Origin of the sequence: Methanofollis sp. W23, from assembly GCF_017875325.1 — an archaeon.
Classification (GTDB): domain Archaea; phylum Halobacteriota; class Methanomicrobia; order Methanomicrobiales; family Methanofollaceae; genus Methanofollis.
Genome location: NZ_JAGGMN010000001.1, coordinates 477859 through 490291 on the forward strand (window position 1 = coordinate 477859; position 12433 = coordinate 490291).

At 53.0% G+C, this 12433-nt stretch carries 8 protein-coding genes; 2 read left to right on the forward strand and 6 right to left on the reverse strand.

The genetic code is table 11. The features are described from left to right. The first annotated feature begins 319 nt into the window (after positions 1-319). Entirely contained in the window at positions 320-1396 is a 1077-nt protein-coding gene (locus J2129_RS01985) for a glucose-1-phosphate thymidylyltransferase (protein ID WP_209629137.1), read from the forward strand. Positions 1397-1411: 15 nt separating this feature from the next. Next, complete coding sequence (gene rfbB / locus J2129_RS01990) at positions 1412-2368, forward strand: dTDP-glucose 4,6-dehydratase (protein WP_209629139.1); 957 nt, start codon at positions 1412-1414, stop codon at positions 2366-2368. A gap of 506 nt (positions 2369-2874) precedes the next feature. On the opposite strand, the gene J2129_RS01995 is transcribed toward rfbB, so the two are convergent. The 6 genes from J2129_RS01995 to J2129_RS02020 form a co-directional block, all read right to left on the reverse strand. Further along, positions 2875-3021 carry a hypothetical protein gene (locus tag J2129_RS01995; RefSeq protein WP_209629142.1) on the reverse strand — a complete coding sequence of 49 codons (147 nt, stop codon included), beginning with the start codon at positions 3019-3021 and terminating at the stop codon, positions 2875-2877. A gap of 93 nt (positions 3022-3114) precedes the next feature. Continuing rightward, positions 3115-3378 (reverse strand): hypothetical protein, encoded by a 264-nt coding sequence (locus J2129_RS02000; RefSeq protein WP_209629144.1) that lies wholly within the window; start codon positions 3376-3378, stop codon positions 3115-3117. 1217 nt (positions 3379-4595) lie between these two features. Then, positions 4596-4934, reverse strand: a complete 339-nt coding sequence (locus tag J2129_RS02005) for a hypothetical protein (protein ID WP_209629146.1) — start codon at positions 4932-4934, stop codon at positions 4596-4598. Between the two features lie 3 nt (positions 4935-4937). Then, the gene (locus J2129_RS02010; RefSeq protein ID WP_209629149.1) at positions 4938-7988 is read right to left on the reverse strand and encodes a hypothetical protein; all 3051 of its coding nucleotides are present in this window, start codon (positions 7986-7988) and stop codon (positions 4938-4940) included. 199 nt (positions 7989-8187) lie between these two features. Then, complete coding sequence (locus J2129_RS02015; protein ID WP_209629151.1) at positions 8188-10281, reverse strand: minichromosome maintenance protein MCM; 2094 nt, start codon at positions 10279-10281, stop codon at positions 8188-8190. Beyond that, positions 10281-12404 (reverse strand): minichromosome maintenance protein MCM, encoded by a 2124-nt coding sequence (locus J2129_RS02020; RefSeq protein WP_209629153.1) that lies wholly within the window; start codon positions 12402-12404, stop codon positions 10281-10283. The genes J2129_RS02015 and J2129_RS02020 overlap by 1 nt, the downstream gene beginning before the upstream one ends. Positions 12405-12433 lie beyond the last annotated feature (29 nt).

The window sequence follows — 12433 nt, forward strand, 5'->3', positions numbered from 1 at the left end:
CAAAGAATTCAAATGAAAATAGAAATGTATTTATATTGTGATTGTTAACCATAATACTGGAGTGAATTGGGACCTCAGTGACACGTCCCCCCCGTAACATGTGTCTTTTTTCTGGGGTGCCTGTTCCTCCACTTTCCTGTGAACTGATTCCACGAGCCCCTGCTCCAGGGATCGCGTCGCCGCCGCTCTGAGATACGATTCATTTTCTGCACGATCCTTGATCAGACCTTTCAATATGGATATCCAGTCCTGACACCCTGCCGCCCTGTGGAGAGGGTATATATATTGGTCTGAGTATGAATGGCTGTGGGGGGACAGCATGAAAGGGCTAATTCTATCCGGCGGGCATGGTATCAGACTCAGACCACTCACCTACTCCCAGCAGAAGCAACTGATCCCGGTTGCCAACAAACCGATCCTCTTCTACTGCATCCAGGATCTCATCGACGCCGGGATCCACTCGATCGGGATCATCATCGGCCCGAACAGGGAACAGGTCATCAGCGAGGTGACCGCCCGGGAATGGGACGCCGAGATCGAGTTCATCACCCAGGACCGCCCTGGAGGCCTGGCCCATGCGGTCAGGGTCGCGGGCCCGTTCCTCGGCGACGACCCCTTCGTGATGTACCTCGGCGACAACATCCTGCTTGGGGGCATCAGGAAATTTGTGCAGGACTTTGTGGAGTCGAAGGCGGAGGCAAGTCTGCTCCTCACAAAAGTTGCCCACCCGGAAGAGTATGGGGTCGCCCTTGTCGACGAGCAGAAGAAGGTGATCGTCCAGCTCCTTGAAAAACCGAAGAACCCGCCCTCAGACCTGGGGATCGTCGGGATCTACGGGCTGACACCCAGGATCTTCGAGGCGATCGAGCATATCGCCCCGTCGTGGCGGGGCGAACTCGAGATCACCGACGCCCTCCACTGGCTGATCCTCAATGGCCATGACGTCACCTACAACCTGGTCGAGGGGTGGTGGAAGGACACCGGGAAACCAGAAGATCTCCTGGACGCCAACCGTCTCATCCTCGACGCCCTTGTCGCGGAGAACGGGGAAGACCCGGTCTGCGGGGTGGCCGAGGGGAGCACGGTCGCGGGGCGGTGCCGGATCGGGAAGAACACGGTCATCAAGGAGAACTCGGTGGTGAAAGGTCCGGTGGTCATCGGCGACGACTGTATCATCTCCAACACCTATCTGGGGCCGTACACCAGCATCGGGAACGGGTCGCACCTTGCAAACACCGAGATCGAGGACTCGATCGTGATGGAGGGGACGGTGATCATGAACTCTGAGCGGATCGTGGAGAGTTTGATCGGGAAGAACGTGACCATCAACCGGAACGGCCGGCATCCTGGCGGGCGGCGGTTTGTGATCGGCGACAACTCGAATGTGGTCATCTGAAGGGGAGGGAGCGACGTGAAGATTGTCATCACCGGCGGTGCCGGATTTATCGGGTGCAACTTTGTTCGTCTCATGCGTTCGAGGCACCCTGAGGCAGAGATTACGGTCTTTGACAAGTTGACGTATGCAGGACGGATGGAGAACCTCCAGGGGTGCAACGGCCAGATCGAGTTTGTGAAGGGAGACATCTGTGCGGCCGAGGAGGTGGCGGCGCTCGGGGACTGCGACCTCCTCTTCAACTTCGCCGCCGAGACCCATGTCGACCGTTCGATCGAGGACGCCGGGGTTTTTGTGCGGACCGACGTCCTCGGCACGCACACTCTCCTTGAACATGCCCTGCACCACGACGTCGGGCGCTTTGTCCAGGTCAGCACCGACGAGGTCTATGGGAGCGTGCCGGCCGGCTACTCGCGGGAGCACGACCCCATGTGCCCGTCTTCCCCGTACTCGGCGAGCAAGTGCGGGGCCGAGATGCTGGTGAAGGCCTACCATACCACCTATGGCCTGGACGCCGTCATCACCAGGAGTTCAAACAACTTCGGGCCGTACCAGTACCCTGAGAAACTCATCCCTGTCCTGATCCTCAGGGCGCTGCGGGACCAGCACCTCCCGATCTATGGGAGCGGCCAGAATGTCAGGGACTGGATCTATGTCGTCGACAACTGTGAGGGGATCGCCGTCGCCGCCGAGGAGGGGAAGTCTGGTGAGGCCTATAATATCGGCGGCGGGAACGAGCGGACGAACCTGGAGATCGCACGGGCGGTCCTGGCGATCCTCCACAAGCCAGAGAGCCTCATCACCCATGTGGCCGACCGACCGGGGCATGACCAGCGCTATGCCCTCGACTGTTCGAGGATGCGCGAGATCGGGTGGAAACCGCGGTTCCTCTTCATGGACGCCCTGAGACATACCTGCAGGTGGTACCAGGAGAATGAGCGGTGGTATGCCCCGCTCCTCCAGGTGAGCACCTGAACTTTTTCTTTCAAGTCTTTCAAGACCTCTGCCGCCTGGTTGCCGCCCGCCACGGGCCCCTTGGTGGGAGACTGGTGGATCAGGTGAGGGGGGGGCTCTGTCATGGTCCCATTGGACCGGCATCTCACTTGAGTCGCGCTCGCCCCGGGAATCGGTGAGAGTTTCTACAGAACCCTGATTTCGACTCTGTAGAATCTGGCATGAGTCGAGAGCACGCTTCAGGCATATGGGATGAAAATATCATCTCAAATTTGATCAATTCTTGACCCTCATCCTTTTACGAATGAGGAGTGATCGAAGTCGAGCATCATGCCGCCCCCCAAACCCTCGCACCATGATAGGTCGAGGACGGCAGTCCCTCTTCAAGAATTTAGAATATGCCTTCCCGGCCCAATCTTCACCCCTGGAGTCCGGGGAGCGGCACGCCACTGGGGCGATTCATGAGGGAAGGCGGGAGAATCACGCGTGCTCCCATAAAGGGTGAGCGTTTTTACGGGGCTCTTATTTCAGAATCTTCGTACTTCTCCCTCCTCGACCCTCTTGTATGAGGTCTTTGCCAGTTCTCCGGGGGTGAAAAGGATCGAGCACCTCACTTCGCTCCCATCGATCCCGACCTCCTCTATACCCGCGCCGCTCCCGTGCTCGGTCTTCACGGTCTTGTCGGGGATAGGGACCGTGCAGACTGAGAGGTAAAAGACCGGCGAGGAGGCACCTGCGGTCGAGGCCCACTCAAGAGGAGTGAGGGTTTAGTTCTCCATGAGGTACACCCTGACGGCGGGGGGAGCATAGGTCACGCCCCTGATCTCATTCAGGCGAATGGTCCAGTTCCCTTTCCCATACAATCCGTCTGGACCGACTGCTTCGAGGTCTTTGAAGACCTGGTCTGGATGGGGGATGCTAGGGAGCGCGCGGTCTTTGGTCGGTGTGACGCTCACGGTGCCGTCCTGTTGGTAGTAGGCATTGAAGTGCTGACGCGCTCCATCGATCACGCCTGAAAAAATGAGGTTCATCCGGACGATACGCCCGTCCTCCCGACGGGGGTTTGCACCCCCCGGACCCCCCGCCACACGATAGGTCAAGGATGGCATCCCGTCTATCAGGATCTTCTTTTCAGCCTTCCCGGCCCAATCTTCATCCCGGGGGTCCGGGGGCAGCGCCCCCGGCGGGAGGCTATGGGAAGGCGAATGACACGCATTTTTCCTACGATAAGTGAGGGTTTCTACAGAGCCCTTATCATCCCGCTCTCTTCCATCACCCCGCTACACCCCGCGGTGCAGAGGAGAAGAATCAGGAGTCCGGGAATGGAATATGAGGAGTGCATGGGTCCACGCACCATAATATATTCCACATGCGATAATTGTTGCTGATATCCTTGGCGATGGAGAGGAGCAGGAGACCGAGACCATGCTCCTGCCTCTTCCCCCTTCGCTCGTTCTCGTAAGATTAAGAGAGGGGCGGGGAAGGCAGGATAGGTGATCATGACGAGAGGGGGGCACAGGTCCACACACCATGGCGACCCACGATCATGTTCAATCGTGTATGCGTAAGCCGGAGGTTCATGCCCGATTCTACAGAGTCCTCAGGTATGGCTGGCGAGTGACGGGGTGTCATGAGGGACGTTCGCCCGCATGACGATTGGCACATGTGCACCTGGTATGCACCGAAATTGTACTGAAAACGTGCAATGAAAGCGGACGGAGGAGTGGTCTTAGAGTACCTATTCTAGAGAGAGGAGAGAGAGATCTCTCTCTCATAGTACTCTATTGCACCAGATTGAAGGAACACCCACCACGCTCGATCGGGCAGGGTCTCTGTGGATGTGTGTGCGCGATCGGGATCAGGGTGCAGATGAGGATCAAATCGCTGGTAAAAAAGTTTGATTGAAGAATGGGATTCAAAATATCTCTTATTCGGTGGCAGTCGTGGTGTGCAAACGGGTGTATGCCGGTGCACAGGTGCAAACAAGACGACGATGCATTTTCTCGCCGGCATGCGGCGGGACTGTTGTTCAAGGGTCTGTGGAGAAGAGTGTGGTGCTCATCGAATATAGGATTTGTTTGTGAGTTCTCTCCTAGAAAAAGATGTGAGGATAGATCATCCCGTGCCTTCACGGATCGATGCGTCGGAGAACCGATCGTTTCAGCACCCCGTGATGGAGATGCTCACCACAGGACGGTAAGCACCAGAAAAATGGCGAACGAGTTTTTCCTCGTGCCGTCTCTTCGGTTCATGCTCCCTGCTTAAACGATTCGTTGAAGAAGAGGAACGACGTGTCGTTATATTTCATCATCAGGTCATCACCCAGATAAACGGAATCGGTACGGTTGGCATTATCTCTGATTTTATAGTAGGTCGGGTAGGGTTTGTTCAGGTCGGGAGAATTCGGTACCTCCGCACCTCCGCCTCGTACTTCTCCGGCCTCTTCATCGACGGTGAAGGCGAAGAGGATGTCCTGGTACCTGATGAAGAGTTTTGGATCTCGATCGCAGCTGGGATCATTTCGCGGGCACGAATGAAATATCACTGCAATTTTTTCCGGAATTCCTCCGCGCCCGAGCAGTTCCATTTTTCACGATTGGGACGAATGGGAGTCACCATTGAGCAAATTAGATCGTCTCTGTGTTATTATGGATTGTACATACTCCCCAAAAATTTTCGAGGATTCGCTTTCGAGCAAATTTCCACATTCTTTCTCAAGAAGATCTAATTCTGATGATTTACTTTGAGATATGACTTTTTTCCAAATTTGTTTAAGATCATATTTTAAAATCTCGGCATCAGCCATCTGTTTCATCTCACATCTCTGATGAATTGTAAAAATCATTCTTTCTGTAATTAGCATTAACCATCTTGTTTTGTCCTCATATAATGATCCAGATTCCCACAATTTGTCGATAAAATATTCCAATTGACGAATATATGCAGCAGGTCTTACTTCGGGTATTGTGATGTGATTTATTAAGTGGTAGGACCTTAAATGAATTTTACAATCATCATTCATTACAATGTGAAATAGATCTTCACCATCGAATGGTAAAATAATGTACATCCGATCCGCTAAAGTTCCGATTGCAATCCCATACGATTTTGAGTCAATGTAATTTTCATCCAATAAATAATTCAAAAAAATGAACGTTGTTGTTCCTTTAACTTTAAATGACTTCGATAATCTGATAAGATTAAAATCATCCGTGAATAACACAGAATTGTCTCCATTTGATGCCAAATCTATTGAGTCGACTATCCATTCATCTAGATGTTTGGAAATAGCAGTATATTTTGCAGGGTTAGCATCAATGTCCTTTATTGTGATGGAACTTGAATGTCGGATAAAATCCCATAATCTTCTTAGATCCTGATTCTCGTACGAAATAAGATCAGACTGTATTGTATCGAAAAGTGATTTGGTTATTAGTAGTGTACCTGGGATTTTTTCTAACTCCTCAAGCAATCCCATTTTTGATAGATTTAATAACGAAGAATAATCAAAAACGAAAACATTCCCACCATTGAAATTGTCTTTTATCTCCTGTTGTGATTCTTCATCTGGAGGGAAATAGCGCAAATGAAAACTAGGATCATTTAATCTATCCATCAACACGGGAAATCTCAAATGATGAGCATTTGCAAGGATATACAGGGGCACTTGATACTCTTGAATGACTTTTTTTGATCTTTGGTCACTTTCAATGGCGTCTGTAACGTAATCTATAATTTCTTGAGGTGTTTTGTCATCATTTTCGTCGACAGGGATCATTTTGAGAATTTTTTGATCGGGGAATCTTTTGTCATATTCTTTAATGCTAGATATAAATCTGTCAGTTTCTTTATCTTTATCGTTGTCAATGTATCTTTGTATCATAGCATAATGATGAGCAAAAATCCGCTCTTCATCTTCAGATCCTTTGGCTACACTTCTCGCTTTATTGATGTGCTGAAGCATTCCGGCTTTATTTCCTAATAATGCTTCAATAATGCTCATATAAATCCAGAATCGAACATCTTTTTTGGATTCAGCTTCAGATTCCAGAGGTTTGAATATTCTCTTTGCTTCTTCAGGACTGCCTCGATTTAGGAAAATCCAACCCAGTTTTAATTTTGTGTTGTAGGGATATTTTTCCCATTCTTTAAGTGAAAATAATTTGTACGAGGCCGAACTAAAATTACGACAATTCAATTCATTTACAAAATCCAGAAATTCGATTATATTTTGTTCATTCTCAGATAAAATCGACAAATTAATAGTCGATCGAATTTGTCGGAATTCACCTTCTTTTGATTTATTAAGCCAACTTGAGCAGATGTAAACGTCTTTTTTTATTCTTTCTTGGAAGAGTGAACCTGTCTCTCCAGTACATAGCGACAAAGCGAGTTTATAATTATTTAATGCATTTTCAACACAATCTGTTTTCTTTAGTTTTGGCACCAGTTCAAACTCGGAAGATAAACAATCTTCTGCAAGCGCAATCTCTCGATACGCTTCAGCTTTTACCGCGTAATGATCTGGATCTTGAGGGTTCAACTCAATCGAATTATTGATGAATCGGAGTGATTGCCCTGGATTTTTCGTTGAAAGATAGAACTTCGCAATAACATTCGACAGAATATCATCTTTTTTCGTAATATCTTGAATATTATTTGAATTTTCAAAAAATTCTATTGTTTCAGAGGGTGATTTTGTTAACCCGATACCCAACAAATATATTTCAAGTTTTTTGGGATCTTTCTCATCAGAATTATCCCATAGAGGTTTTGCTATAGAGAATGATTTTTCGTAGTTCTCTGTTCCACCTTTGTTGATATAGACAGATGCCAATGTCCATTTTGCTTCTTCATATGAAGGATTATGTTCCAAAGATTGTTTGGCATAATATTCGGCGGTATCATAATTCCCGCCTAATTCTTTATCCCGATTATAAACTATTGCTAACAAATTATATGCTGTTGATAGCATTTTTTTATTGTCTTGTGGTTTATTATTAAGAATTCCAATGACAGAGATTATTTTTCTTTTGGCATCCTCATATTGCTTAGTTTTAATTAGCGCCAATGAATCCTTGAGTTCATCATCAATATACTCAATACGAACAGTACTTGAAATGATACCAGGAAGTACCTGAGAGGATGAAATCATTTCTTTTAGTTTCTTAAACTGTTCTTTGGTTTCTTTATGGCGCTCTTCTGCTTTGTATTCATGCGCAAGAAGCTCATCCTTAGAAATCAACTCTTGAAGTACTCTGTTACATATCTCTCGGATGTATGAAAATAATTTCTTGGCAAGATTTTCATTTGATTTCTCTTTTAATGGCTTTTTCTCACAGAAAAATTGAACAAATTCATTTTCAATTTCTGAGGGTAAGTTATCGGATTTTATATAGATTTGAGAAATAATCTCTATAATCTCATCTGATTTAAAAAAAACATCAAGGGCATCTATGTCTTCATCAGATATCTCATCAAGAATTACTTCTTCTTTGAATCTGTCTTTGTATGAAATGGAATGCAAGTAATCCTCAATATCTTGCTGACGGAGGATACCTGAGGAAAATTTTTTGATACCTGAAGTGATCCCTGAAGAAACTAAATTTAGGAATATCGCTCCGGTTAGGGGGTCTGTCATTATAACAAAATATTCATGTTGGGGGAATATAAGTACGTTGACGAAGGTATAAGGCATGATGGAGACAGAGGGCCGCTCCCATCACAGGATCTTCACCGCCATCTTGTGCCGGGAGGCGGTGAGCGTTTCTGAACCCACTGCCGCTCTATCAGAAGGGGAAGAATAGAGGAATTCACCAGGACTGAGAAACCGTTGATCCTCAGATCAACCGCACGATCCCGCGCCGCGGCTGCATCGCCTCGCCATAGCGACACATCTTCTCCAGGTTCTCCTCGACCTCCTCGCGGTTAAAGCCCTCGCTGGCCAGGGTCTCGATCACCTCGGCGGTCCTGGCCGTGCCGTCCTCGCCGCTGAGGGATTTGATCGTGTCCTTGATCATATGGAGGAGGTCGCGTTTCTTCTTGGTGATCCCGGTCGTCCACTTGTCGATGTCCAGGGTACCGGTCTCGGCGTCGTAGGCCACCTGCCTGAGACAGAGGTCGACGATCCTGACGACCCGCTCGGCGTCCTCAGGCTCGACCGTGCGCGAGAGCCTGATCCGTGCGCTCGCCTCGCCGAGACGGACCAGGGCCTCGAGCTGCCGGGCCGTCACCGGTACCGGTTTGTTCTCGTCTGCCAGGTGCCTGAGTTTGAGATAATAGGCGATGAGGATCTCCCGCGCCTCGTCGGTGATGAGGGGCGTGATATGCCGCTTCGAGTAGGCGACATATTTGCGCAGCACTTCTGGCGGGATGGGCGGGTCGACGGTGACACTCTCCGCCGCGAGGAGTTCGGCGTGGCCAGGGGAGACCGGGCCGGTCTGCTGCTGCATGATCAACTCGCCCACCCGGTGCGCCGAGACGATGTGGTTGGCGATGGCCGAGTCTCGCTTCTCGTCAGGCTTGTCGGTCATGATGAAGATGAGGTCGAAGCGCGAGAGGAGCGAGGGCGGCATATTGATCTGCTCGGCGATGGGGGCGTAGGCATCGAACCGCCCGAGTTTGGGGTTGGCCGCTCCGAGAAGGGCGCAGCGCGACCTGAGCGTCGCCGTGATCCCGGCCTTCGCCACCGAGATCGTCTGCTGTTCCATCGCCTCGTGGAGGGCGCTCCGGTCCTCCTTGGCCATCTTGTCCATCTCGTCCACGGCGGCGACTCCCATGTCGGCAAGGACCAGGGCACCGGCCTCAAGGGTCCAGCTCCCGTCGCCGAAGTCGTCCTTCACCGCCGTCGCCGTCAGCCCGGCAGAGGTCGAGGACTTGCCAGAGGTATAGACCCCTCGCGGCGAGAGCTTGACGACGTACCTGAGCATCTGCGACTTGGCGATCCCGGGATCGCCGACAAGGAGCATATGGATGTCGCCGCGCAGCCGCGACCCGTCTGGCAGGTTCTTGGCCACCCCCCCGAAGAGCTGCAGGGCGATCGCCTCCTTCACCTCGGTGTTCCCGTAGATGGACGGGGCGATCGAGCCCGTGATCTTCCCGTAGAGATGAGGGTCCTTTGCAAGCGCCCAGATCTCGGCCTCGTCCTCCTCAGAGATGTTCACCTCCTCGAACTCTTTTTCCGGCGCCTCGACCGAGGAACATTCCAGGTAGAGGTCGAAGAGCGTGGACTTGGTCCCATAGTTCACCCGCTGTTTCGAACGGAGGATCCCGTTGAGGACCACCCGGTCGCCAGGGGCGATCGACCCGGTGAGGTCGTCGGCCATCTCGACGTCGAGGGTCTGCGGACGCTCGCCGCCGCGCAGGCCCTCAGGCGATTCCTGGACCCGCACCTTCTGCGAATCGACAAAGCGCGACCGCGTCGGGATAAGTTTCATTTTTTTGCGCTGGCACTCCTCGGTTGGACACGCGGTGGGCTCCTCGAAGAGCCCGAACCCCTGCCTGATCCGTGTCTCGGCCCCGCACCCAGGACACTGGAAGAGGGCCTCGACGATCCTCGGGCGGACGTCGGTGGTCTTCCTGATGATCCCCTGGACCGAGACGAACCTGTTGATATGAAAGGCCCTGATGTCCCTGATCCCGGTGACCCGCTCGATATGGTGGAGGCGGATGTTGACCTTCCCGACCTTCGCCTCGTCGATAACCGTCATCCGGCGGAGGGCGTCCCTTATATCCCCGATCGCCTTGCCCGGCTTCTCGATCACTTCGTCTGCCAGGCGCAACCCCGAGGCCCCCGAGGCCTGGAGGGTCTGGTAGTCGATGTACAGCGAACGCTTGAACGGATATTCTCGCTCGATCTCGGCGACCTCGCGCTTGCAGTACCTGGAGAGGAAGGAGACCCACTCGCCGACCACGTCGGTGATCTCGTCTGCCATCAGTAATCACGCTCCAGCAACCGCACCACCCCTGGCCTGGTCTCGACCACTTCGCCCTGGTTCCTGAGCATCTTGATCGCCGCCTCGATCTTTTCTTTCGGGAAACTCTGTTTGAGCATCTCCTCGACCACCTGTTCGAGGTTTGCCAGACCGTCCTCGCCGCCGAGGTCGCGGATCACTTCCTTGACCGTCCGCACGATGTCGCGCTGCTGTTTCGAGATCCCGGTCGTCCACTTGTCGATGTCGAAGGTGCCCGACTCGGCGTCATAGGCCACCTGGCGCAGACAGGTATCGACGATCTTGATGACCCGCTCGGCGTCCTCGATCTCGACCGTCTCAGAGAGCCTGATCCGTGCACTCGCCTCGCCGAGACGGACCAGGGCCTCGAGCTGCCGGGCCGTCACCGGCACCGGTTTGTTGGTGTCGGCGAGGTTCCTGAGCGTGAGATAATAGTCCCGCAGGGCGTTCCTTGCCTCAGGGGTGATCGTCGGGAAGCAGTTCCGCTTCGCATAGGCGATGTACTTCCTGAAGAGGAGGGGGTCGATGTCAGGGGTGACCGGCCTGAGTTGCTGCTCGATGTATGCGTCGTCCACTCCTTCGACCGGCATCCGCCTCTTCTTCTCGATGAGTTCGCCGACCGAGTGGGACTTGAGGATATGCTCGGCGATGGCCATGTCCAGTGTCGAGTCTGGCTTGTCGGTCATGATAAAGATGAGGTCGAACCTTGAGAGGAGGGAGGGCGGCATATTGATCTGCTCGGCGATAGGAGCGTACTCGTCGAAGCGTCCCATCTTCGGGTTGGCCGCCCCGAGGAGAGCACAGCGCGACTTCAGGGTCGCCGTGATCCCGGCCTTGGCAATCGAGACCGTCTGCTGTTCCATCGCCTCGTGAAGGGCGCTCCTGTCCTCTTTGTCCATCTTGTCCAGTTCGTCGACTGCCGCCATACCCATGTCGGCAAGGACCAGGGCACCGGCCTCAAGGGTCCAGCGCCCGTCGCCGAACTCGTCTTTCACCGCGGTCGCCGTCAGCCCGGCAGAGGTCGAGGACTTGCCTGAGGTATAGATCCCGCGTGGGGAGAGCTGCACGATATAGCGGAGGAGCTGGGACTTGGCGATCCCTGGGTCGCCGACAAGGAGCATGTGGATGTCGCCGCGCAACCGCGACCCGTCAGGCATCTCTTTGGGGATCCCCCCGAAGAGTTGCAAGGCCACCGCTTCCTTCACGTCGGTGTTCCCATAGATCGTCGGGGCGATGGAGCGTGCGATCTTGGAGTAGATCTTTTCGTCCTGCGAGAGTTCCTGGATCGCCGCCTCGTCCTCTTCAGAGATGTTCACCTCCTCGAACTCCTTCTCGGCCACCTCGACTGAGTTGCACTCGACATAGATGTCAAAGAGCGTGGACTTGGTCGAACCGTTCACCCGCTGGACTGAACGGAGGATCCCGTTGACCACCACACGGTCGCCAGGCGCCGACGAACCCGTGAGGTCGTCGGTGACGTCGACGTCGATGGTCTGGGGCTGTTCGCCGCCGCGCAAACCCTCGGGCGACTCCTGGATCCGCAGTTTCTGGGCGTCGACGAAGGTGGAGTGTTCTGGGACGAGTTCGAGGGGCGTCTTCTTCTGGCACTGAGCGCACACCCTGAAGGGCTCCTGGAACTTCCTATAACTCTGCGAATACGGCGGGGTGAGTTGCCCGCACTCCAGGCACCTGAAGACCGCGGCGGTGATCCGCGGCCTCACCTCGGTGGTCTTCCTGAGGATCCCCTCGACGGCGACGAAGGTGTTGATCTGGTTGGACCTGATGTCTCTGATCTTCGTCTTCCTGGTCAGGTTGGTGAACCTGACATGGACCCGTCTGCGGTCCTTCTCGCCGATGATCCCGAGGCGGACCAGGGCGTCCTTCACATCGGCCATCACCTTCTCGGGCTTCGCGACGACCTGGTCGGCGAGGGCCAGACCCTTGCGTCCGAAGGCTTCGAGGTTGTGGTAGTCGATGTAGAGGGACCGCTTGTGCGGAAACTCTTTGGCGAGTTCTATCCGCTCTTTCTTGTTGTAGCGCCGCTTGAGGAACTTCTCCCAGTCGGCGACCACGTCGGTCACGTCTGCATTCTCTCTTGCTGCCATGTACCTCCTCTGTGGTTGGGGAATGGGTT

Bases quoted from the DNA above. Each gene is read 5' to 3' on its own strand.
- J2129_RS02020 (WP_209629153.1), bottom strand. From the start codon at position 12,404: ATGGCAGCAAGAGAGAATGCAGACGTGACCGACGTGGTCGCCGACTGG.
- J2129_RS02010 (WP_209629149.1), bottom strand. From the start codon at position 7,988: ATGACAGACCCCCTAACCGGAGCGATATTCCTAAATTTAGTTTCTTCA.
- J2129_RS02005 (WP_209629146.1), bottom strand. From the start codon at position 4,934: ATGGAACTGCTCGGGCGCGGAGGAATTCCGGAAAAAATTGCAGTGATA.
- J2129_RS02015 (WP_209629151.1), bottom strand. From the start codon at position 10,281: ATGGCAGACGAGATCACCGACGTGGTCGGCGAGTGGGTCTCCTTCCTC.
- J2129_RS01985 (WP_209629137.1), top strand. From the start codon at position 320: ATGAAAGGGCTAATTCTATCCGGCGGGCATGGTATCAGACTCAGACCA.
- J2129_RS02000 (WP_209629144.1), bottom strand. From the start codon at position 3,378: ATGAACCTCATTTTTTCAGGCGTGATCGATGGAGCGCGTCAGCACTTC.